At 45.2% G+C, this 23892-nt stretch carries 25 protein-coding genes and 2 other annotated features (1 of these 27 only partly in view); all 25 genes read right to left on the reverse strand.

Annotated elements, in window-relative coordinates; translation table 11 throughout:
- Nucleotides 1-2: 2 nt before the first annotated feature.
- Entirely contained in the window at nt 3-290 is a 288-nt protein-coding gene (gene rplW / locus M1E03_RS20875; RefSeq protein ID WP_020449860.1) for a 50S ribosomal protein L23, read from the reverse strand.
- Nucleotides 290-913, reverse strand: coding sequence for a 50S ribosomal protein L4 (rplD, locus tag M1E03_RS20880; RefSeq protein ID WP_020449859.1), 624 nt, complete (start codon nt 911-913; stop codon nt 290-292). Before rplD ends, rplW begins: the two co-directional genes overlap by 1 nt.
- Before the next feature lie 27 nt (nt 914-940).
- Nucleotides 941-1570, reverse strand: a complete 630-nt coding sequence (rplC, locus tag M1E03_RS20885) for a 50S ribosomal protein L3 (RefSeq protein ID WP_020449858.1) — start codon at nt 1568-1570, stop codon at nt 941-943.
- Nucleotides 1571-1608: 38 nt separating this feature from the next.
- Nucleotides 1609-1917 carry a 30S ribosomal protein S10 gene (rpsJ, locus tag M1E03_RS20890; RefSeq protein WP_003156464.1) on the reverse strand — a complete coding sequence of 103 codons (309 nt, stop codon included), beginning with the start codon at nt 1915-1917 and terminating at the stop codon, nt 1609-1611.
- Between the two features lie 290 nt (nt 1918-2207).
- Nucleotides 2208-3398 carry an elongation factor Tu gene (gene tuf, locus M1E03_RS20895; RefSeq protein WP_023855913.1) on the reverse strand — a complete coding sequence of 397 codons (1191 nt, stop codon included), beginning with the start codon at nt 3396-3398 and terminating at the stop codon, nt 2208-2210.
- Between the two features lie 119 nt (nt 3399-3517).
- Nucleotides 3518-5596, reverse strand: coding sequence for an elongation factor G (gene fusA / locus M1E03_RS20900; protein WP_023855914.1), 2079 nt, complete (start codon nt 5594-5596; stop codon nt 3518-3520).
- A gap of 49 nt (nt 5597-5645) precedes the next feature.
- A complete protein-coding gene (gene rpsG, locus M1E03_RS20905) occupies nt 5646-6116 on the reverse strand; it encodes a 30S ribosomal protein S7 (RefSeq protein WP_003178317.1) in 471 nt (156 codons plus the stop codon).
- Between the two features lie 165 nt (nt 6117-6281).
- Entirely contained in the window at nt 6282-6698 is a 417-nt protein-coding gene (rpsL, locus tag M1E03_RS20910) for a 30S ribosomal protein S12 (protein WP_020449855.1), read from the reverse strand.
- Nucleotides 6699-6802: 104 nt separating this feature from the next.
- Complete coding sequence (locus tag M1E03_RS20915; RefSeq protein ID WP_023855916.1) at nt 6803-7051, reverse strand: 50S ribosomal protein L7ae-like protein; 249 nt, start codon at nt 7049-7051, stop codon at nt 6803-6805.
- A 120-nt stretch (nt 7052-7171) separates the two neighbouring features.
- Entirely contained in the window at nt 7172-10771 is a 3600-nt protein-coding gene (gene rpoC, locus M1E03_RS20920) for a DNA-directed RNA polymerase subunit beta' (protein ID WP_020449853.1), read from the reverse strand.
- A gap of 59 nt (nt 10772-10830) precedes the next feature.
- The gene (rpoB, locus tag M1E03_RS20925; protein WP_165425833.1) at nt 10831-14412 is read right to left on the reverse strand and encodes a DNA-directed RNA polymerase subunit beta; all 3582 of its coding nucleotides are present in this window, start codon (nt 14410-14412) and stop codon (nt 10831-10833) included.
- 250 nt (nt 14413-14662) lie between these two features.
- Nucleotides 14663-15268 carry a class I SAM-dependent methyltransferase gene (locus M1E03_RS20930; protein ID WP_020449851.1) on the reverse strand — a complete coding sequence of 202 codons (606 nt, stop codon included), beginning with the start codon at nt 15266-15268 and terminating at the stop codon, nt 14663-14665.
- Nucleotides 15269-15407: 139 nt separating this feature from the next.
- A complete protein-coding gene (gene rplL, locus M1E03_RS20935) occupies nt 15408-15779 on the reverse strand; it encodes a 50S ribosomal protein L7/L12 (RefSeq protein ID WP_003178305.1) in 372 nt (123 codons plus the stop codon).
- Nucleotides 15780-15823: 44 nt separating this feature from the next.
- Nucleotides 15824-16324: a 50S ribosomal protein L10 gene (rplJ, locus tag M1E03_RS20940; protein WP_003178304.1), complete on the reverse strand. Its 501-nt coding sequence runs from the start codon at nt 16322-16324 to the stop codon at nt 15824-15826.
- A gap of 69 nt (nt 16325-16393) precedes the next feature.
- Nucleotides 16394-16535 (reverse strand) — a sequence feature (ribosomal protein L10 leader region).
- Nucleotides 16536-16585: 50 nt separating this feature from the next.
- The gene (rplA, locus tag M1E03_RS20945; protein ID WP_020449850.1) at nt 16586-17284 is read right to left on the reverse strand and encodes a 50S ribosomal protein L1; all 699 of its coding nucleotides are present in this window, start codon (nt 17282-17284) and stop codon (nt 16586-16588) included.
- Between the two features lie 101 nt (nt 17285-17385).
- Complete coding sequence (gene rplK / locus M1E03_RS20950; protein ID WP_003178300.1) at nt 17386-17811, reverse strand: 50S ribosomal protein L11; 426 nt, start codon at nt 17809-17811, stop codon at nt 17386-17388.
- Nucleotides 17812-17980: 169 nt separating this feature from the next.
- A complete protein-coding gene (gene nusG / locus M1E03_RS20955; protein WP_003178298.1) occupies nt 17981-18514 on the reverse strand; it encodes a transcription termination/antitermination protein NusG in 534 nt (177 codons plus the stop codon).
- A 176-nt stretch (nt 18515-18690) separates the two neighbouring features.
- Entirely contained in the window at nt 18691-18870 is a 180-nt protein-coding gene (secE, locus tag M1E03_RS20960; protein WP_003178291.1) for a preprotein translocase subunit SecE, read from the reverse strand.
- Between the two features lie 35 nt (nt 18871-18905).
- Nucleotides 18906-19055 (reverse strand): 50S ribosomal protein L33, encoded by a 150-nt coding sequence (rpmG, locus tag M1E03_RS20965; protein WP_020449849.1) that lies wholly within the window; start codon nt 19053-19055, stop codon nt 18906-18908.
- A gap of 83 nt (nt 19056-19138) precedes the next feature.
- Nucleotides 19139-19810 (reverse strand): RNA polymerase sporulation sigma factor SigH, encoded by a 672-nt coding sequence (sigH, locus tag M1E03_RS20970; RefSeq protein ID WP_003178288.1) that lies wholly within the window; start codon nt 19808-19810, stop codon nt 19139-19141.
- A 63-nt stretch (nt 19811-19873) separates the two neighbouring features.
- Nucleotides 19874-20386: a ribosome-dependent mRNA decay endonuclease Rae1/YacP gene (gene rae1, locus M1E03_RS20975; protein WP_020449848.1), complete on the reverse strand. Its 513-nt coding sequence runs from the start codon at nt 20384-20386 to the stop codon at nt 19874-19876.
- 5 nt (nt 20387-20391) lie between these two features.
- The gene (gene rlmB / locus M1E03_RS20980) at nt 20392-21141 is read right to left on the reverse strand and encodes a 23S rRNA (guanosine(2251)-2'-O)-methyltransferase RlmB (protein ID WP_023855918.1); all 750 of its coding nucleotides are present in this window, start codon (nt 21139-21141) and stop codon (nt 20392-20394) included.
- A complete protein-coding gene (locus tag M1E03_RS20985; protein WP_128823662.1) occupies nt 21138-21554 on the reverse strand; it encodes a Mini-ribonuclease 3 in 417 nt (138 codons plus the stop codon). The genes rlmB and M1E03_RS20985 overlap by 4 nt, the downstream gene beginning before the upstream one ends.
- 2 nt (nt 21555-21556) lie before the next feature.
- A complete protein-coding gene (gene cysS, locus M1E03_RS20990) occupies nt 21557-22960 on the reverse strand; it encodes a cysteine--tRNA ligase (RefSeq protein WP_035337469.1) in 1404 nt (467 codons plus the stop codon).
- A complete protein-coding gene (gene cysE / locus M1E03_RS20995) occupies nt 22957-23607 on the reverse strand; it encodes a serine O-acetyltransferase (protein WP_020449844.1) in 651 nt (216 codons plus the stop codon). Before cysE ends, cysS begins: the two co-directional genes overlap by 4 nt.
- A gap of 74 nt (nt 23608-23681) precedes the next feature.
- Nucleotides 23682-23892 (reverse strand) — a binding site (T-box leader) (it continues 20 nt past the right edge of the window).

A 23892-nucleotide genomic window follows, 5' to 3' on the forward strand; every position in this document is an offset into this window, starting at 1 on the left:
GATTAAGCTTCAAAAATTTCGATTTCTTTGCTGTCTTCAGTAAGCTTAACAATCGCTTTTCTGCGTTTGTTTGTCATACCAGAGTAGCGGCCGACACGTTTGAATTTCCCTTTGTAGTTCATGATGTTGACTTTTTCAACTTTCACTCCAAAGATTTGCTCAACAGCGTCTTTCACTTCTGTTTTGTTAGCTCTTACGTCTACTTCAAACGTATATTTTTTCTCAGTCATTAAATCAGCAGAACGTTCAGTAATGACGGGGCGCTTTAGAACATCACGAGGATCTTTCATTATGCAAGCACCTCCTCTACTTTTTCAACCGCTGCTTTCGTGATCACAAGCTTCTCATGACCGACAACATCGAGGACGTTGATTCCGTTAGCTTCAACAACAGTAACTCCTGGAAGGTTACGAGCAGATAGTTCAACTGTCTCGTTTGCATCCGCAGTTACGATTAAAGCTTTCTTCTCGATAGACAGACCTTTAAGGATAGCTGCCATTTCTTTTGTTTTAACCGCATCAAGATTAAGATCTTCAAGAACGATCAAGTTGTTGTCATTCACTTTAGAAGACAATGCTGATTTGATAGCCAAGCGGCGAACTTTTTTCGGTAATTTATATGCATAGCTGCGTGGTGTAGGACCGAATACGATACCACCTCCGCGCCATTGCGGTGAACGGATAGATCCCTGACGAGCACGGCCGGTACCTTTTTGACGCCAAGGTTTGCGACCTCCGCCACGTACTTCCGAACGATTTTTTACTTTATGAGTTCCTTGACGTAAGGAAGCTCTTTGCATAAGAATAGCGTCGAATACTACGCTCTCATTTGGCTCGATTCCAAATACAGAGTCGTTTAATTCGATATCACCAGCAGTAGAACCGTTTTGGTTATATAAAGCTACTTTTGGCATGATCAATTTCCTCCTTTCCTAAGAGAATTATTTAGATTTAACAGCGCTTTTAACAGCGACTAATGATTTTTTCGCACCAGGAACGTTACCTTTAACTAAAAGAAGATTGCGCTCTGCATCCACTTTTACGATTTCAAGGTTTTGAACAGTGATTTGCTCTCCGCCCATACGTCCAGGCAACAGCTTTCCTTTGAATACACGGTTAGGGTCTACCGGTCCCATTGAACCAGGACGGCGATGGTAGCGTGAACCGTGAGACATAGGTCCGCGAGATTGTCCGTGGCGTTTGATAGCACCTTGGAAACCTTTACCTTTCGATGTTCCTGTTACATCTACGACTTCTCCGTTAGAGAAAATATCAACTTTGACTTCCTGACCAACTTCATACGCATCCATATCCACTCCGCGTAATTCTTTAACGAAGCGCTTAGGAGCAGTTTCCGCTTTTGCAACGTGTCCTTTTTCTGGTTTGTTGGCAAGCTTCTCACGCTTGTCGTCAAAACCGATCTGAATCGCTTCATAGCCGTCGTTTTCAGAAGTTTTCTTCTGAAGTACAACGTTAGGAGCAGCTTCGATAACAGTTACCGGAATAAGATCACCGTTTTCTGCGAAAACTTGCGTCATACCAATTTTTCTTCCTAAGATTCCTTTGGTCATTCGTCACACCTCCTATAAAAATCATTCTATATTTTAGATTAAAGTTTAATTTCGATATCGACACCAGATGGTAAATCTAATCGCATTAGAGCATCGACAGTTTGTGGTGTTGGGTTCACAATGTCGATTAAACGTTTATGTGTACGCATTTCGAATTGCTCACGAGAATCTTTGTATTTGTGCACCGCACGAAGGATTGTGTAAACTGATTTCTCAGTTGGCAACGGAATCGGACCAGAAACGCTGGCTCCGGAACGTTTAGCCGTTTCAACAATCTTCTCAGCAGATTGATCAAGGATTCTATGATCATACGCTTTTAAACGAATACGAATTTTTTGTTTTGCCATTATTTTCCCTCCTTTTCGCCTACTTACATTAGACAATTCTCCGTGAGAAAAACCTGAATCACCTTGCCATGGCAAAGCGGCCGGGTGTGTCAGCAACCTCTCACTTCATCGCAGTCAAAGACCAACATGCACTATTATACAAAATTTATAGGCATGATGCAAGGTAATATTGAATATTACCGGCTTTTGCACACTTTTTTTATTATACAGATTCCAGCAAGGATAATCAAGGACTTCAGGACAAATAAAAAACGAGACCCGGTCGGATCTCGTTTTTTATTTTATAAGTATTATTCAGTGATAGAAGATACTACGCCAGAACCAACTGTACGTCCGCCTTCACGGATAGAGAAGCGAGTTCCGTCTTCGATCGCGATTGTTGAAATCAATTCAACAGTCATTTCGATGTTGTCTCCAGGCATAACCATTTCTACGCCTTCTGGAAGCTGAATGATACCCGTTACGTCAGTTGTACGGAAGTAGAACTGAGGACGGTAGTTAGAGAAGAATGGAGTGTGACGTCCACCCTCTTCTTTAGAAAGAACGTAAACTTCAGCTTTGAACTTTTTATGTGGAGTGATTGTACCTGGTTTAGCAAGTACTTGACCACGTTGGATATCTTCACGAGATACACCGCGAAGAAGTGCACCGATGTTGTCTCCAGCTTCTGCATAGTCAAGAAGCTTACGGAACATTTCAACACCTGTAACAGTTGTTTTGCTGTTTTCTTCTTGAAGACCGATGATTTCAACTTCGTCACCGACTTTAACTTGTCCGCGCTCTACGCGTCCAGTAGCAACTGTTCCACGACCTGTGATTGAGAATACGTCCTCAACAGGCATCATGAATGGCTTTTCAGTATCGCGCTCTGGAGTTGGGATGTATTCGTCAACTGCATCCATCAGTTCGAAGATTTTAGCTTCGTATTCAGCGTCACCTTCAAGAGCTTTAAGTGCAGAACCTTTGATAACTGGTACATCGTCACCAGGGAACTCATACTCAGAAAGAAGATCGCGAACTTCCATTTCAACTAGCTCAAGAAGCTCTTCGTCGTCTACCATGTCGCATTTGTTCAAGAATACTACGATGTAAGGCACACCTACGTTACGAGAAAGAAGGATGTGCTCACGAGTTTGTGGCATTGGACCGTCAGCAGCAGATACAACAAGGATCGCTCCGTCCATTTGCGCAGCACCAGTGATCATGTTTTTAACATAGTCAGCGTGTCCTGGGCAGTCAACGTGTGCATAGTGACGAGTTTCTGTTTCGTACTCAACGTGTGCAGTAGAGATTGTGATACCGCGCTCACGCTCTTCTGGAGCACCGTCGATTTGGTCGTATGCCATAGCAGTACCTTTACCAGATTTCTTATGAAGCACAGTTGTGATAGCAGCTGTTAATGTAGTTTTACCATGGTCAACGTGTCCAATTGTACCAATGTTGGCATGTGATTTGGAACGGTCGAATTTTTCTTTAGCCATTCTGAAAATCCTCCTTAAAAAGGTTAGTTTTTGTTATATAGAGTGATAGAAAGTGAAAGCGATGTTTCACTTTCTCATCTTACAATAGTATTTATACTTTAATGAAGAGGCAAAATCAATTATTCACCTTGATTTTTTTTGATGATCTCATCAGCAATGCTCTTAGGCACTTCTTCGTAATGGTCAAAGACCATTGTGAACGTACCGCGTCCTTGTGTGTTTGAACGGAGAGCCGTAGCGTAACCGAACATTTCAGAAAGTGGAACCATCGCGCGAACGACTTGAGCGTTTCCGCGTCCTTCCATACCTTCTACGCGACCGCGGCGTGATGTAATATCACCCATGATGTCTCCCATGTATTCTTCTGGGATAACGACTTCAACTTTGGAGATCGGCTCAAGAATAACCGGGTTACACTTGCTTGCCGCGTTTTTAAGCGCCATTGAAGCAGCGATTTTAAACGCCATTTCGTTTGAGTCGACGTCATGGTAAGAACCGTCAAACAATTTCGCTTTGATGTCGATAACAGGGTAACCTGCGACTACACCGTTTTGAAGTGAATCTTCAAGTCCTGCTTGAACAGCCGGAATGTATTCACGAGGAACGACACCACCGACAATTGCGTTTTCGAACTCAAAGCCTTTTCCTTCTTCGTTTGGAGAGAATTCGATCCAAACGTGTCCGAACTGTCCGCGTCCACCAGACTGACGTACGAATTTACCTTCAACTTGCGCGCTCGCACGGAATGTTTCACGATACGCAACTTGAGGAGCACCAACGTTGGCTTCAACTTTAAATTCGCGTTTCATACGGTCAACGATGATATCAAGGTGAAGCTCACCCATACCGCCGATAATCGTTTGACCTGTTTCAGGGTCAGTATGCGCACGGAATGTTGGATCCTCTTCAGCCAATTTAGCCAGTGCAGTAGACATTTTGTCTTGGTCAGCCTTAGATTTAGGCTCGATTGCAACGTGGATAACAGGCTCAGGGAATTCCATAGATTCAAGAATAACAAGGTTTTTCTCGTCGCAAAGCGTGTCCCCTGTAGTCGTGTCTTTCAAACCTACAGCAGCAGCGATATCCCCTGCGTACACAGTAGAGATTTCTTCACGGCTGTTGGCGTGCATTTGCAGGATACGTCCGACGCGCTCACGTTTGCCTTTTGTTGAGTTTCTTACGTATGAACCGGAATCAAGTGTTCCTGAGTACACACGGAAGAACGTCAATTTACCAACGTAAGGGTCAGTCATAACTTTAAATGCAAGCGCTGAGAAAGGTGCGTCGTCAGAAGACTCACGAGTAACCTCTTCCTCAGAATCAGGCAGAGTACCTTTGATTGCCGGTACGTCAGTTGGAGCTGGCAGGTAGTCAAGAACTGCGTCAAGCACTAATTGAACACCTTTGTTTTTGAAAGCTGATCCACAAAGAACCGGATAGAACTCCACGTTACAAGTTCCTTTGCGGATTGCCGCTTTCAGCTCGTCAACTGTGATTTCTTCGCCTTCCAAGTACTTCATCATAAGCTCTTCATCAAGCTCAGCAACAGCTTCAATCAAGCTGGCGCGAAGCTCTTCAGCTTTGTCTTTGTACTCGGCAGGGATTTCACGCGCATCAGAGCGTGTTCCAAGATCATCTTCATAGTAGTACGCAACGTTTTCTACAAGGTCGATGATCCCTTCGAAATTGTCTTCGGCACCAATCGGTAATTGGATCGCGTGAGCGTTCGCCTCAAGACGGTCTTTAAGAGTTCCTACAGAGTAAAGGAAGTCCGCACCCGTTTTGTCCATCTTGTTGACAAATACGATACGAGGTACTCCGTAAGTTGTTGCCTGACGCCAAACTGTTTCAGTTTGCGGCTCAACGCCTGATTGTGCGTCAAGAACGGCAACGGCACCATCAAGTACGCGCAGGGAACGTTCAACCTCAACTGTGAAGTCTACGTGTCCTGGTGTGTCGATGATGTTTACGCGGTAACCTTTCCACTGTGCAGTTGTTGCAGCGGATGTGATTGTGATACCGCGTTCTTGTTCCTGCTCCATCCAGTCCATTTGGGAAGCCCCTTCATGAGTTTCACCAATTTTATGGATACGGCCTGTGTAGAACAAGATACGTTCAGTTGTTGTCGTTTTACCGGCATCGATGTGAGCCATGATTCCGATATTACGAGTTTTTTCTAAGGAGAACTCTCTTGCCATTGGGTCTTTTCTCCTTCCTTCTTAGGGAATAATATTTTGTCGTGTGAGATTACCAGCGATAGTGAGCGAACGCTTTGTTTGCTTCAGCCATCTTATGAGTATCTTCACGTTTCTTAACAGCTGCACCAGTGTTGTTAGCTGCATCAAGGATTTCGTTAGCTAAACGCTCTTCCATCGTTTTTTCTCCGCGAAGACGAGCGTAGTTTACTAACCAGCGAAGTCCAAGAGTCGTACGGCGTTCAGGACGAACCTCTACAGGTACTTGGTAGTTTGCACCACCTACACGGCGTGCTTTAACTTCAAGCACTGGCATAATGTTCTTCAATGCTTGTTCGAAAACCTCCATTGCATCGTTGCCGGTACGTTCTTTAATAATATCGAATGACTTGTATAGGATTGTTTGAGCTTTACCTTTTTTACCGTCGATCATCATTTTGTTGATCAAACGAGTAACCAGTTTAGAGTTGTAAAGCGGATCAGGTAAAACATCTCTTTTTGCTACAGGACCTTTACGTGGCATCTGATTATCCTCCCTTCTCTTGTTACGGGTTTACAGTAAGCAGAGGGATTTCACGGTTCAGCTGCCGGGATCAAACCAGCGCTAGGCGCGAAAAGCCTGATGCCCTTAACAGCATTGCCAGAACTCCTTGCTTTTAAAAACCCTTTTATTTGTATTTAAACGGAATTATTTTTTCTTAGGACGTTTTGTACCGTATTTAGAACGGCCTTGTGCACGGTTTTCAACTCCGGCAGTATCAAGCGCGCCACGCACGATGTGGTAGCGTACCCCCGGTAAGTCTTTTACACGTCCACCGCGGATCAATACGACACTGTGCTCTTGCAGGTTGTGTCCGATACCAGGAATGTAGGCCGTAACCTCGATTCCGTTAGTTAAACGAACACGGGCATATTTACGAAGCGCCGAGTTCGGCTTCTTCGGTGTCATTGTACCGACACGGGTACATACTCCGCGTTTTTGTGGTGAAGATACGTTAGTGTGCTCTTTCTTGAAGCTGTTGTATCCTTTGTTAAGTGCTGGAGACTTAGAATTTTCAACTTTGCTTACGCGTCCTTTGCGGACTAGCTGATTAATTGTAGGCATTTTGTAATTCCTCCCTTCATCATGTTTTATAACCCACATACCCAGGTGGTTCATTTAAAAGCAAAAAACAATGCCTTTGCATAAAAGCAAAAACAACGAGTACGTTATTGAATAATGGCAACAGCTGCAGCTCCGACTTCAATTCCGCAGGCTTTGCCGAGCTTTTTCATGGACTCTGCCATTGAGACGGGAATCCCTTGTTCATTTGCCAGGTTAATAACATCTGACGTCAGAAAAGGATCAGCGTCTTTTGCTACGACGACTTCCTTAACAGAATTGCGCTTCAGCGCTTTGACTGTCTGCTTCGTACCGATAATAATAGATTGAGCCTGTGATACTTTATCATAAGACATCATATATCCTCCAAAGTAACAGGTTTAAATTGAGCACCTTGGTTATATTATCATCCTGAAAGAAGGATGTCAACACATGATGACAATTTTTAGTGACATCCTTCTTTAGGATTTTTTCATTTATTCAGCCGGAACCATTTCATCAGATGATTGGACTTGCAATACCGGCTTCACTTTACGGTAGTTCAGCATACCCGTTCCAGCAGGAACAAGCTTACCGATGATAACATTCTCTTTCAGGCCGAGAAGCTCATCGCGTTTTCCTTTGATTGCTGCATCTGTCAGGACACGTGTTGTTTCCTGGAATGACGCGGCAGACAGGAAGGAATCCGTTTCAAGCGATGCTTTGGTGATACCGAGAAGCACCGGACGGCCTGTTGCAGGGCGTTTGCCTCCGAGCAGAACTTTTTTGTTCGCTTCGGTAAACTGGTGAATATCGAGCAGCGTGCCTGGCAGCACTTCCGTGTCGCCGGCATCGATGACACGCACTTTGCGAAGCATCTGGCGAACCATAACCTCGACGTGCTTATCCCCGATTTCAACCCCTTGCATACGATAAACCTTCTGCACTTCATGAAGGAGGTATTCTTGCACCGTCGTGATGTCAGTAACTTTCAGAAGCTCTTTCGGATCAACCGAACCTTCTGTCAGCACCTGGCCACGGGAAATTTTCTCTCCTTCAGTGACTTTCAGGCGCGCGTTGTAAGGCGCCGTATATGAACGGCTTTCGACTTCGCCCTGAACGACGATTTCCTGCTGTTTGTCACGCACTTCATTGATTTCAGCTACGACACCGTCAATTTCAGAGATCGTCGCTTGACCTTTAGGGTTTCGCGCTTCAAACAATTCCTGGATACGCGGCAAACCTTGTGTAATATCGTCTCCGGCAACCCCGCCCGTATGGAAGGTACGCATTGTTAACTGTGTACCCGGCTCACCAATGGACTGGGCAGCGATGATTCCGACTGCTTCCCCGACTTCGACGTCGGTTCCTGTTGCCAGGTTGCGGCCGTAGCATCGTTTACATACACCATGTGACGTATTACATGTAAATGCGGAGCGGATCCACACTTCTTCAATGCCTGCTTCGACAATTTCGAGCGCTTTATCTTCGTCGATCAGCTCGTTTTCATCCACAAGCACTTCACCTGTTTCCGGATGTTTAACAGGTTTTCTCGCGAATCGGCCGACAAGACGCTCTTCAAGACGCTCGATCACTTCTGTGCCTTCCGTGATGGCTTTGGCAAGAATACCTCGGTCTGTGCCGCAGTCAGTCTCACGAATGATGACGTCTTGGGCTACGTCTACGAGACGGCGTGTCAGGTAACCTGAGTCGGCTGTCTTCAGAGCCGTATCCGCAAGACCTTTACGCGCACCGTGAGTAGAGATAAAGTACTCGAGTACCGTTAAACCTTCGCGGAAGCTTGACTTGATCGGAAGTTCGATGATCCGTCCAGCCGGGTTGGCCATCAGACCGCGCATACCCGCAAGCTGCGTAAAGTTTGATGCGTTACCCCGGGCTCCGGAATCACTCATCATGTAGATCGGGTTGATTTCATCCAGGGATTTCATCAGCTTGCCTTGGATCGTATCTTTAGCTGCACTCCAGATGGAAATGACCCGTTCATAACGCTCTTCTTCAGTAATCAGACCACGTCTGAACTGCTTCATGACGTTATCAACTTTTCCTTGCGCTTCTTCAAGGATTTCCTGTTTGTCGTCCAATACGACGATATCGGAAACACCGACCGTAATTCCGGCTTTTGTCGAATATTTAAATCCAAGGTTTTTCATGCGGTCAAGCATTTTTGATGTTTCTGTAATATGGAATCTTTTGAAGATCTCCGCAATGATTTTACCCAAAATGCCTTTTTTGAACGGCTGGTTGATTTCCTGGTTCTTAATGGCTTCTTTAACATCTGCACCGTAATCCAAGAAGAAACGGTCAGGTGTTTTTTCTTCAATGTTGCTCTTCGTCGGTTCGTTCATGTATGGGAACGACGGCGGAAGAATCTCGTTGAAGATCAGTTTTCCGACAGTTGTAACGAGCAGCTTGGAACGCTGTTCTTCGGTAAATGTTTCATTTTTCAGGGAGTTAACCGCAACGGCTACTCTCGTATGCAAATGAACATATCCGTTTTGATACGCAAGAAGCGCTTCATCCGTATCTTTGAAAACCATACCTTCGCCGACTGCGCCTGGGCGTTCTAGCGTCAGATAGTAGTTTCCAAGCACCATATCCTGAGACGGCGTAACGACCGGTTTTCCGTCTTTAGGGTTCAGGATGTTTTGTGCGGCAAGCATCAAGATGCGCGCCTCAGCTTGCGCTTCTGCTGATAAAGGAACGTGAACCGCCATTTGGTCACCGTCAAAGTCAGCGTTGTATGCCGTACATACAAGCGGATGAAGACGGATGGCACGGCCTTCGACAAGCGTTGGTTCAAACGCTTGAATACCTAATCTGTGAAGCGTAGGTGCACGGTTGAGAAGCACAGGGTGTTCTTTGATAACTGATTCAAGGACATCCCAGACTTCCGGCTGAACGCGCTCAATTTTACGCTTCGCACTCTTAATGTTGTGGGCAAGACCTTTTTCAACAAGCTCTTTCATGACGAATGGCTTGAACAGTTCCAGCGCCATTTCTTTCGGAAGACCGCATTGATACATTTTCAGGTTCGGACCTACGACGATAACCGAACGGCCTGAGTAGTCAACACGTTTACCGAGAAGGTTTTGACGGAAACGGCCTTGTTTACCTTTCAGCATGTGAGAAAGGGATTTTAACGGTCTGTTTCCCGGACCTGTAACAGGACGGCCTCTGCGTCCGTTATCGATCAGCGCGTCCACGGCTTCTTGAAGCATGCGCTTTTCGTTTTGAACGATAATGCTTGGCGCTCCAAGATCCAAAAGACGTTTTAAACGATTGTTACGGTTGATGACACGGCGGTACAAATCGTTCAGATCGGAAGTTGCAAAACGTCCACCGTCAAGCTGTACCATCGGTCTCAGCTCAGGCGGAATGACCGGAAGAACGTCGAGGATCATCCAGGACGGCTTATTTCCGGAGTTGCGGAATGCTTCCAATACTTCCAAGCGTTTGATCGCACGTGTGCGGCGCTGTCCTTGTGACGTTTTAAGCTCTTCTTTCAGCATATCCACTTCTTTATCGAGGTCGATATCTTGAAGGAGCTTATGAATCGCTTCAGCACCCATTGATGCCTGGAATTTATTTCCGTATTTATCAAGGTACGCCCGGTACTCTTTTTCAGAAAGAAGCTGTTTTTTCTCAAGCGGTGTATTGGCCGGATCTGTTACGACATAAGAAGCAAAGTAAATGACTTCTTCCAATGCGCGCGGAGACATATCCAGCACAAGACCCATACGGCTCGGGATTCCTTTAAAATACCAGATGTGAGAAACAGGGGCTGCCAGCTCGATATGCCCCATTCTCTCACGACGGACTTTAGCCCGGGTTACTTCAACTCCACAACGGTCGCAGACTACGCCTTTATAACGAACCCGCTTGTACTTTCCGCAGTGGCATTCCCAGTCCTTTTGAGGACCGAAAATGCGCTCGCAGAATAGACCATCTTTTTCAGGTTTCAAAGTACGATAGTTGATTGTTTCAGGCTTTTTCACTTCTCCGTAAGACCATGAACGGATTTTGTCAGGTGAAGCGAGACCGATGTTCATATACTCAAAATTGTTCACATCCAGCAAGGGGCCTACCTCCCTTTTTATCTTCGGGTTATACCCTGTCACTTGCGTATAAAATTCGTTTATTCTTTTGTGACGACATCGCGCTCTGCGTCAGCAGAAACGAATTCTTCAGACTCTTCATCATTCGGCAGAGAAAGCCCTTCGTTTTGTTTCGCGTCTTCGTCGTCTTCCAAGTCTCTCATTTCGATTTCTTCTTCGTCGCTTGATAGGATTTTGACGTCCATACCTAAGCTTTGAAGCTCTTTGATCAATACTTTGAACGATTCCGGAACACCAGGTTCTGGAACATTGTCGCCTTTTACGATGGCTTCGTATGTTTTCACACGGCCTACGACATCATCCGATTTAACAGTCAGGATTTCTTGAAGTGTATATGCTGCACCGTAAGCTTCAAGCGCCCAAACTTCCATCTCTCCAAAACGCTGTCCACCGAACTGCGCTTTACCTCCGAGAGGCTGCTGGGTAACGAGTGAGTAAGGACCTGTAGAACGCGCGTGCAATTTGTCGTCAACCATGTGAGCCAATTTGATCATGTACATGATGCCGACAGACACCCGGTTGTCAAACGGCTCCCCAGTTCGGCCGTCGTAAAGGACTGTCTTTGCGTCCCTTGACATGCCGGCTTCTTCAAGCGTTTCCCACACATCTTCTTCGCGGGCACCGTCAAATACCGGCGACGCGACATGCAGACCGAGACGGCGTGCAGCCATACCAAGGTGCAGCTCCAACACCTGCCCGATGTTCATACGCGATGGTACGCCCAGCGGGTTTAACATGATGTCAATCGGTGTTCCGTCAGGCAGATACGGCATATCTTCCTCAGGAAGGATTTTCGAAATAACACCTTTGTTCCCGTGGCGTCCGGCCATTTTGTCCCCTTCAGAAATTTTACGCTTCTGAACGATGTAAACGCGGACGAGCTGGTTAACGCCCGGAGGCAGTTCGTCTCCGTCTTCGCGGTTGAACACTTTTACATCAAGGATGATACCGCCGCCTCCGTGAGGCACACGCAGCGACGTATCGCGGACTTCACGCGCTTTTTCGCCGAAGATGGCGTGAAGCAGGCGCTCTTCTGCAGTAAGCTCTGTAACACCTTTAGGCGTTACTTTACCAACAAGAAGATCTCCGTCTTTTACTTCAGCACCGACACGGATAATTCCGCGTTCATCGAGATTGCGAAGAGCGTCTTCACCGACGTTTGGAATATCACGTGTAATTTCTTCAGGTCCGAGTTTTGTATCCCGGGCCTCTGATTCGTATTCCTCAATATGAATAGACGTGTATACGTCGTCTTTTACAAGGCGTTCGCTCATGATGATGGCATCCTCGTAGTTGTAGCCATCCCATGTCATAAAGCCGACCATGACGTTGCGTCCAAGGGCAAGCTCACCTTTTTCCATAGACGGACCGTCAGCTAAAATTTCACCTTTTACAACCTCATCACCGACGCTTACGATCGGACGCTGGTTGTAGCAAGTTCCCTGGTTGGAACGAACAAACTTCAGCAGGCTGTATTTATCAAGGTTTCCTTTGACTTTCTGGCCGTCGACTTCTTCATAACGGCGCACCCAGATGTTTTTCGCTTCCACCCGTTCAACGATTCCAGGATGGCGGCAAATAACAGCGGCACCGGAGTCTTTTGCAGATACATACTCCATTCCGGTTCCGACGATCGGAGATTCAGGCTGCATAAGAGGTACAGCCTGCCGTTGCATGTTCGCTCCCATTAGGGCGCGGTTTGAGTCATCGTTTTCCAAGAATGGAATACATGCAGTCGCGGCAGAGACAACCTGTTTAGGCGAAACGTCCATATAGTCGACGCGGTCTTTCGGAACAACGGTGTTCTCCCCTCTGAAACGGGCGACGATGCTGTCATCCACAAAAGATCCGTCATCATTCAGACGTGCGTTAGCCTGGGCAACGACATAGTTGTCTTCTTCATCAGCTGTCAAGTAATCGATTCTCGGCGTTACTTTTCCAGTCTCAGGGTCAACGCGGCGATACGGCGTTTCGATGAAGCCGAAACGGTTCACTTTCGCGAATGAAGAAAGCGAGTTGATCAAGCCGATGTTTGGACCCTCAGGAGTTTCAATCGGACACATCCGGCCGTAGTGGGAATAGTGAACGTCACGGACTTCCATTCCGGCGCGCTCACGGGTCAAACCGCCCGGTCCGAGCGCTGACAGACGGCGCTTATGCGTCAGCTCAGCAAGCGGATTCGTCTGATCCATAAACTGAGAAAGCTGCGAGCTTCCGAAAAACTCTTTGATTGATGCGATGACAGGGCGAATATTGATCAGCTGCTGTGGCGTGATCGTGTTTGTATCTTGAATAGACATTCTTTCACGAACAACACGCTCCATTCTGCTTAAACCGATACGGAATTGGTTTTGCAGAAGCTCTCCCACTGAACGGAGACGGCGGTTTCCTAAATGGTCGATATCGTCGGTATCGCCCACTCCGTGAAGCAGGTTAAAGAAATAGCTGATGGAAGAGATAATATCAGAAGGTGTAATATTTTTAACGCCTTCTTCAATATAAGCATTTCCAATCACATTGATTGTCTGCTCCCCTTCTTGATCTGTCGGGGCATAGATTTTAATAGACTGAAGCGTCACTTCATCTTCGACAACTCCGCCGTTCGGATACAGCTTTTTAAAACCGATTCCGTTTTCAAGGTACGGAAGGACTTTGTCAAGCGTTCTTCTGTCTAAAATCGCGCCTTTTTCGGCAAGAATTTCGCCTGTTTCAGGATCGATCAGCGTTTCAGCAAGCCGCTGATTAAACAGTCTGTTTTTGATGTGAAGCTTTTTATTAATTTTATAACGTCCTACACTTGCAAGGTCATATCTTTTCGGATCAAAGAACCTTGAATCAAGCAGGCTTTTTGCGTTTTCTACTGTAGGCGGCTCTCCTGGACGAAGACGCTCGTAGATTTCAAGAAGCGCTTTATCGGTGTTTTCCGTATTATCTTTATCAAGCGTATTGCGCAAATACTCGTTTTCACCGACGAGATCAATGATCTCTTGGTCAGATCCGAAGCCAAGAGCACGCAAAAGAACCGTAACCGGCAACTTACGTGTGCGATCGATGCGTACATAAACAACATCTTTCGCATCAGTCTCGTATTCTAACCATGCGCCACGGTTTGGAATGACAGTCGCGGTAAAACCTTTCTTACCGTTTTTGTCTACTTTACCACTAAAATATACACTTGGAGAACGAACGAGCTGAGATACAATGACCCGTTCCGCACCGTTGATAATAAAGGTTCCAGTGTCTGTCATAATAGGGAAATCACCCATGAAGACATCCTGATCCTTTACTTCACCGGTCTCTTTGTTGATTAAGCGGACTTTAACACGCAGCGGAGCTGAGTAGGTCACGTCGCGCTCTTTTGATTCTTCTACCGGATACTTAGGCTCGCCCAAGCTGTAGTCGATAAATTCCAGAGAGAGGTTACCAGTGAAATCCTCAATTGGCGATATGTCTTGAAACATCTCTCTAAGACCCTCATCAAGAAACCACTGATAAGAAGAGGTTTGAATTTCAATGAGATTTGGTAATTCTAACACTTCGCTAATGCGTGCATAGCTTCTGCGCTGGCGGTGTCGTCCATACTGAACTAGTTGACCTGTCAACTGATTCACCCCTCAAATCATGCGTAATATATGTGTAACAAGCATTTCTTCCGCAAATATGTAAGAAATACTTTTACAAGACAAAAGAAAAAAGGGTTTCTAATTTAGAAAACCACATCCAAAAACAAAATACCGATTTTATTAGTGTTCCCAAAAATGTATATTTTATACAAACCTAGGCGTTTCTTAAAAACAGCAGCAAAATATATACATTGGCATTTTATAATATTAACATAGCTGAAAATCCGAGTCAAACTTTTTTTGCTTTGATGATATAGTACCCTTTCTTTTTGTGAACGACTTCAACGTCCGCAAAAAGTTCTTTTAATTTTTCAATGGCAGAAGGCCCGCCTTGTTTTTTCTGAATGACGACCCACAGCTCTCCTGAAGGCCGCAAATGTTCAGCGCTTTTTTCAAAGATGGCGTGCACAGTTTTTTTCCCGGCGCGTATGGGGGGATTAGTAATAATAGAAGCGAATTTTTTTGCAGGTTCGACGTTGGCAAACAGATCACTCTGATAGATCTTTGTGTTGTCGATCTGATTATTTAACGCGTTTTCCTTCGAAAGTTCGACAGCTCTTTCATTAACATCGATCATGTGAACCATTCGGTCTTCGAAATCCGCAGCAAGCGAAAGACCAATCGGGCCATAGCCGCAGCCTACATCCAAAAAATCACCTTCTGTATCCGGTTCCCGGAAAGCTTCAATCAGCAGCCTTGAGCCAAAGTCCACTTCTCTTTTTGAAAAAACTCCGCTGTCGCTGATAAAAGTAAACGTCCGGTTTCTCAAGCGAAATGCCCACGTTGATCTGCTGCTTTTTGCTGAAGGTTTTTCCGAATAATAATGGTCAGTCATCACAGAACCTCCTCAGTTGGTGAACTCTCCAGATATCTTGAAACAAGATGGCGTATCTTATGCGGAAGGGACTACAATTAATTAGCAAAGAAAAAGCCCGCTTTTAAAAGCGAGCTTTCCCCTAAAGATTAGGTGAAGATTACTTAACTTCTACAGAAGCGCCAACTTCTTCAAGTTTAGCTTTAAGCTCTTCAGCTTCTTCTTTCGCAATACCTTCTTTAAGAGGTTTTGGAGTGTTGTCAACAAGTTCTTTAGCTTCTTTCAAGCCAAGACCAGTGATTTCACGAACAACTTTGATAACTTTGATTTTTTGATCTCCTGCACCAGCAAGAACAAGATCAAATTCAGTTTTTTCTTCAGCAGCACCGCCTGCAGCAGCTCCGCCAGCTACAGCTACAGGAGCAGCAGCAGTTACGCCAAATTCTTCTTCGATTGCTTTTACTAAGTCGTTCAATTCAAGTACAGTTGCTTCTTTAACGGAAGCAATGATTTCTTCGATATTTAAAGCCATTTGTAATTCCTCCATTTTGTTTTATTTTTTAGATACTGATGCTATTAAGCGCCTTGTTCTTCCTTTTGTTCTGCAACAGCTTTAGTTGCAAGAGCAAGGTTGCGAACTGGAGCTTGAAGTACGCTAAGCAACATAGAAAGCAAGCCTTCGCGAGATGGAAGTTCAGCAAGAGCTTTCACTTCTTCAACTGTAGATACTTTGCCTTCGATTACGCCCGCTTTGATTTCAAGAGCTTCGTGCTTTTTAGCAAACTCGTTAAGAACTTTAGCTGGAGCGACAACATCTTCAGTGCTGAATGCAATCGCATTCGGTCCTGTTAAGAAATCGTTCAAACCATCAAGTTCAGCTTGTTCAACCGCACGGCGAGTCATCGTGTTTTTGTACACTTTGAACTCAACGTTAGCTTCGCGAAGCTGTTTACGAAGTTCTGTTACTTCAGCTACGTTAAGGCCGCGATAGTCAACGATGATCGTTGATTTACTTTCTTTCAGTTTAGAAGTAATTTCTTCAACAACAACTTTTTTTGTTTCAATTGCGCTACTCATGGTTACACCTCCTGTAAGATTCATCTGTGTAACACTTATACCGTTCGGTGATCACGTTCTTTAACGACATGTTCCATATAAAAAGCCTCCATTCGACATGGAGGCTGTATATACAAGCATACGTAACGCTAGAGCTGTGATATATATACACCTCGGTAGGAGATTAAGCCTTATGGGCACCTACTGTCTACGGTATAAATGGACATATTTTATTTTTACAACGTTTTGAATTATATCAGAACGTCTTATCAAAAGTCAATATTATTTTACGTTGAAAGTTGATGGGTCCACTTTGATTCCAGGTCCCATTGTAGATGTAACAGAAACGTTTTTCACGTATACACCTTTAGCAGCAGCAGGTTTCGCTTTCAAAATTGTGTCGTACATTGTCGCGAAGTTTTCTACAAGCTTGCCTTCTTCGAATGACACTTTTCCGATTGGAACGTGGATGTTTCCTGCTTTATCAACGCGGTATTCAACTTTACCAGCTTTGATTTCGTTGACTGCTTTTTCAACTTCGAAAGTAACCGTTCCTGTTTTAGGGTTTGGCATAAGACCTTTTGGTCCAAGCACGCGTCCGATTTTACCGACTTCACCCATCATATCAGGAGTCGCAACGATTACATCAAAATCAAACCAGCCTTGCTGAATTTTGTTGATGTAATCAGAATCGCCTACGTAGTCTGCACCAGCAGCTTCCGCTTCTTTCGCTTTTTCGCCCTTAGCGAAAACAAGAACGCGCTGAGTTTTGCCTGTTCCGTTTGGAAGTACAACTGCACCGCGGATTTGCTGGTCGTTTTTACGAGGGTCAACACCTAAACGGAATGCCGCTTCAACAGTGGCATCGAATTTAGCTGTGTTTGTTTTTTTCACAAGCTCAATCGCTTCGTTTACGTCGTAAGCTTTTGTACGCTCTACAAGCTTGGCAGCTTCGACGTATTTTTTACCTTTTTTAGCCATTTTAAAATTTCCTCCTTAGTGGTTTTAGCGGAATAACCTCCCACGAATAAGGGTTGCGAACTTGTCTGATCCAAACTCGCAACCCAGCAAAGAGACAAAAATTAGTCTTCGATCACAATACCCATACTGCGGGCAGTTCCTTCAACCATACGCATAGCCGCTTCAACATCTGCCGCATTTAAGTCAGGCATTTTTGTTTCGGCGATTTCACGTACTTTATCGCGTTTAACGGTTGCGACTTTATTACGGTTAGGCTCACCAGAACCTGACTCAATTCCAGCCGCTTTTTTAAGCAATACAGCAGCAGGCGGAGTTTTTGTGATAAATGTAAATGAACGGTCTTCGTAAACCGAAATTTCTACAGGAATGATCAGACCAGCTTGGTCAGATGTACGAGCGTTAAACTCCTTACAGAATCCCATGATGTTAACACCGGCTTGACCCAATGCAGGACCAACTGGCGGAGCTGGATTCGCTTTTCCAGCAGGAATTTGCAATTTTACAACTTTAACTACTTTTTTAGCCACGAGACACACCTCCTTAAGTCCGTGATGTGGTAATAGGGTGAACCCTCCCACTCAAGGTCTCATTCTTTATATGAATGATGAAAATATCAAGCTAGCTGCCTTGACCTTTTTGCCAAGACGCACCTTTGTATATTATCACTTTTATATAGTGATTTCAAGCGCTTTTCCATTACAATTTGTCAACTTGAGTAAATTCGAGCTCAACCGGGGTCTCTCTTCCGAACATATTAACGAATACTTTGACTTTATTTTTGTCGTGGTCGATCTCTTCGATCGTCCCTGTGAAATCAGCAAACGGGCCGTCGATCACCTTGACGGTTTCTTTTAATTCAAAGTCGATTTCTGTTTTTCTTTCTTCAAGCCCCATCCGCTTCAGAATTTTTTCCGCTTCGCCCGGAAGCAGCGCAGTCGGCTTTGAACCTGATCCGGCTGAACCGACAAACCCGGTCACGCCAGGCGTATTTCGAACAACATACCAGGAATCATCCGTCATGACTAGTTCGACAAGTACATACCCAGGGAATACTTTCTTTTTAACGACTTTTTTCTTGCCGTTTTTAATATCGGTTTCTTCCTCTTCAGGTACAACGACGCGGAATATCTTATCCTGCATCCCCATCGATTCCACCCGTTTTTCCAAATTCGCCTTTACTTTATTTTCATAGCCGGAGTACGTATGAACCACATACCATTTCTTTTCCATTCTCATTCAGGACCCTTTCAGTCCTTCCCTCCCCACACCTTAAAAGTTTTTGGCCGTACCGGGAAACTGACACTTTCTTTTATACGAGCCTCATATTTTGAAACAATGAAAAAACCCGTTAAACGGGTTTTTTGGCAAGTCATATTTAGATCTATTATAACACGTTATGCTGATCATTATTCAACTATTAAACGAATTAATTGCGTAATACCCGAATCGATGAGTGCAAAAAAGATAGCGAAAAAGATAACGGTGGTGATAACAGTGATCGTATAGCGCGTTAGTTCTTTTCCTTTAGGCCAGGTGACCTTTTTCATTTCTTTTCCGACATTCTTTAAAAATTTGATAATACCCATGGTAAGAAACCTCCACAACCTAAAAACAAAAACGCCTATTTTGTTTCCAGATGTACTGTATGTGAATTGCAGTTATTGCAGTATTTCTTTACTTCGAGCCGTTCAGCCAAAGCTGCGGAGCTTTTCATTGTCGTATAATTACGACTTCCGCAATTTTTGCAGGCTAACGTTACTTTTTTCTTCATGTTTACACCTTTTTCTGGACGATCATTTTCCTAAGTAACATATCACAGTCATAAAATGACTGTCAATATGCCATAAGCATTGGCTACAAGCTGATTTCGCGGAGCTCCAGGTACTTTTCAAGCTTTCTTTTGACACGCTGGAGCGCATTATCGATCGATTTTACATGGCGGTTTAGTTCTTCGGATATTTCCTGATAGGATCTTCCGTCGAGATAGAGCGCAAGAACTTTTCTTTCTAAATCACTAAGCAATTCTCCCATTTTCAGCTCGATATCATCGAATTCTTCCTGATTGATGATCAGCTCTTCAGGATTCATGACCTTGGCTCCGGAAATCACATCGAGAAGCGTCCGGTCTGATTCCTCGTCATAAATGGGCTTGTCCAGCGACACATAAGAATTGAGCGGAATATGTTTCTGGCGAGTAGCTGTTTTGATAGCGGTAATAATTTGGCGGGTAATGCATAATTCTGCAAAAGCTTTGAATGAAGTCAGCTTGTCCTCTCTAAAATCACGGATAGATTTGTAGAGTCCAATCATGCCTTCCTGAACGATATCTTCCCGATCAGCCCCGATTAAGAAGTAGGATCTTGCTTTTGCCCTTACAAAATTACGGTACTTTGTAATCAAGTAATCTAACGCATCACTGTCTCCGACATGAACCATTTCAATGACCTGCTCGTCTTCCAACTGGCAAAAACGTTCTTTGCTGAACTGTTCTTTGCTGAATTTTCCCTGGTTGTTTTGTAAGTTCACTCCGATCCCCCCGACCGCACGTAGATAGAAATATTATACAGTAATGGACAAAAAAGCGTCAACCTAATCCAAGTCGCCACGCCGCCATTTTTCGAAGATCTTCAAGACGTCTTCTGACAATGGAATTTTCCCCGCGGGACGTTCTGAAGTGATTTGTTTCACCCTTTTTTCGATTTGCCTTTCGATCGCTTCGACTTCCCTGAGCAGCTCCCTGGCTGATTTGCGCAGGGCCCCTTGGCCGAAAATCGCCCATTGCTCTGTGTAGTCAGATGTGGCAACATGGAGTTGCGTCTGAATATTATTCAAGTCTGACACCAGTTTTTCGATCCGTTCATCAGCCGTTTCATTTTCCCTTGTGAATATCACTTCTACGCGATGATTGACCTTCTTTTTCTCGATTCCTTTAACGAGATGCGCATCAAAGACAACGATTACCCGGAACCCAGTATACGATTGATATTCCGCCATCTTCTGTATCAACAGATCCCTTGCTTCTTCAAAACTGTTTTCTTTTAAATCTTTCAACTGAGGCCATGCCCCAATCATGTTATAACCGTCGACCAACAGGATGTCCATTCCGTCTATTCTCCCAGAGGGCTTCGTTTCCGGTACACTTCATACATCAGGAGGCCGGCTGCGACTGAGGCGTTCAGGGACGTAACTTTTCCCGCCATCGGCAGGCGGATGAGAAAATCACATTTCTCTTTTACAAGCCTTCCCATGCCTTTTCCTTCGCTGCCGATGACAAGCGCAAGCGGCATATTTCCGTCAAGCGACCTGTAGTCCTGTTTTCCAGACGCATCGGTACCGACTACCCAAATGCCCCGTTGCTTCATTTCTTCCAGGGTTCGCGACAGGTTGGTCACTTTGACGACCGGAATATGTTCGATGGCTCCTGTCGAGGCTTTGGCGACAGTCGTCGTAAGGCCGACCGCGCGCCTCTTCGGGATGATGATGCCATGAGCCCCTACCGCGTCTGCGGTGCGCATAATAGAGCCCAGATTGTGCGGATCCTCAATCTCGTCTAAAACGAGGATAAACGGCTGTTCATTTCTGTCTTCGGCCTTTTGAAAAAGATCATCCAGTTCGGCATACTCGTAAGCCGCGACCTGAGCGACGACGCCTTGATGCTGTCCGGAAACCATTTGATCAAGTTTTTTTCTTGGGACATAATGAATCGTGATGCCTTTTTTGGCGGCAAGTTCAACGACTTGCTGAGCCTGTCCCTTCACTGTGTTTTCCGCCATCCACAGCTTATACAATTCCCGGCCTGACTTTAATGTTTCGATGACCGCGTTTTTTCCTATGACGTAATCATGCTGCTCACTCATTTGACTTCCTCCCTGCCATCCCGTTTTTCCAGTGCTGCTTTGATGAGTTCATTAAGCCTATCTTCCCTGTTCTCAAGAAAAAGATACCCGATGACCGCCTCAAAAGCCGTACTGTAACGATATGTTTGAACATCCGTATTTTTCGGTACCGTTCCGGATTTGGCATTCCGTCCTCTTCTCAGCACAGCCTGTTCTTCCTCGGTGAAAAATTCCTGCTCCTCTAGCGCAAACAGCATGCTTGCCTGCGACTTGGCAGAGACATAGCGCCTCGACCGCCTGTGCAGATCATTGGGCCTTGTCCTGCCTTGCTTTAAGAGGTGATGCCTGACGTATACCTCTAATACGGCATCACCCATGTAAGCAAGCGCCAAACCATTCAGCTGTTTGGCGTCTTTAATGGTTTCCAAATTCATGTTTACGATTCTCCTCTTTTCCAGCGTGTACCCTGTGGAGTGTCCTCCAGGATAATGTTCATGCTTTTCAGCTGGTCGCGAATCTGGTCAGATGTTGCGAAGTCACGGTTTCTGCGGGCTTCATTCCGCTTCTCGATCAGTTCTTCAATGTCCTTATCCAAAAGTTCCTGTTCCTTGAGGGAGAAGCCGAGAACTGAGCAGATCTCGTCAAACAGCTGTAGAAATGCCTGAATGACATGTTCTGAAGTATTCTTTTCCTGCAGATAGTAGTTGGCGTGTTTGGCCAGATCAAACAGGACGGAAATTGCATTCGCTGTATTAAAATCATCATCCATTGCCGTTTCAAAGGCTTTTCGCTGCTCTTCAATTTTTCCAAGCCATTCTGAATCGCCCTCTGTTAAATTTGTACTGCTTTTCAGGCGATACTGCAAATTGCTATAAGCTGTTTTTAGACGACCAAAAGCATTTTTTGTGTTCTCAAGAAGTTCGACCGAATAGTTGATCGGATGTCTGTAATGAACAGACAGCATGAAAAACCGCAGCACTTGGGGATCATGCTCTTTAATAATGTCATGCACAAGCACAAAGTTACCGAGCGATTTTGACATTTTCTCATTATCGATATTAATGTAGCCGTTATGAAGCCAATACTTTGCGAAAGGCTTCCCTGTCAATGCTTCCGATTGGGCAATTTCGTTTTCGTGATGTGGGAAGGTCAAATCCTGGCCGCCGGCGTGAATGTCGATCGAATCGCCCAAATATTTTTTCGCCATCGCAGAGCACTCGATATGCCAGCCGGGACGGCCTTTTCCCCAAGGGCTATCCCAGGAGATTTCGTTATCTTTCGCCGCTTTCCATAATGCGAAATCGAGCGCATCTTCTTTTTTCTCGCCCACTTGAATCCGGGCGCCTGATCTCAGCTCATCGACTGATTGATGCGACAGCTTTCCATAACCTTCAAACGATCTTGTTTTATAATAAACATCCCCGTCTGCCTCATAAGCATAGCCCTTATCGATCAGCGTTCGAATAAAATCGATGATTTCATCCATGTTTTCAGTGACGCGCGGATGGCAATCCGCTTTTGTGCAGCCCAGTGAACCGACATCTTCGAAGTACGCCTTAATAAAGCGTTCGGCGATGACCGGCACTTCCTCTCCAAGCTCATTTGCCGCTTTAATTAATTTGTCATCGACATCTGTAAAATTGGAGACGTATTGGACGTCATAGCCTTTATACTCCAAATACTTTCTGACCGTGTCATAGACGATCGCCGGCCTCGCGTTTCCGATGTGAATGTAGTTATATACGGTCGGACCGCACACATACATTTTGACCTTGCCTTCTTCAAGAGGCACAAACGGCTCTTTTTTTCGTGTGAGAGTATTATACAGTGTTAGTGTCACAGCTCATCTTCCCTTTCTTTTCTCCGGAGCTCTTGTTTCAGCTGCCTGATTTCGTTTTCCAATTCTCTGAAGCGGTCAGCCACCGGATCCGGCAAGTCCTGGTGGTTCAAGTCGCGTCTGATTTTCTTTCCGTTTTGTACGACGACGCGGCCCGGGATGCCGACAACGGTGGAGCATTCAGGCACATCATGCAGGACGACGGAGCCGGCGCCGATTTTCGCCCCTCTTCCGATTGTAATGGATCCAAGCACTTTTGCCCCTGTTGAGATCAGGGCATGATCCTCGATTGTCGGATGCCTTTTGCCTTTTTCTTTTCCAGTTCCTCCTAGCGTTACGCCCTGAAAAACCGTGACATTGTTTCCGATCTCACAGGTTTCGCCGATCACAACCCCCATGCCGTGATCGATGAAAAACCTCCTGCCGATCTTGGCACCCGGGTGAATTTCGATGCCTGTAAAGAAGCGGGCGATTTGAGAGATCGTTCTGGCGATGAAAAACCTTTTTCTTTTATATAAAGCATGTGCAATTCGATGCGCCCATATAGCATGCAAACCTGAATAAGTTAAGATGACTTCAATGTAGCTTCTCGCAGCTGGATCTTGATCAAATACGACGTCTACATCTTCTTTCAGCATTTTAAAGAACACATGATTCCCCCCGTTCCCCGCTTCCTTTGTCTCTATCTATTGTCAAACCATATAAAAAAACGCCTCTGTCTAATGACAGAGACGCTTTTTGACGCGCGGTTCCACTCTGTTTAGAAAACAGCACAACTGTTTTCTCAACTCTCATCCATAACGGCGGATACCGCCTTTGAATACTTGTGTAAAAACGTTCTTCAAAGGTCTCAAGAGGTGCATTTCTAAAGCCCGGCGCTTAAGTCTTTTCCAGCCGATGAAGACTCTCTCTTTAAAGGCCCTGGCTTTATACTT

This window comes from Bacillus sp. PK6-013 (assembly GCF_054161445.1).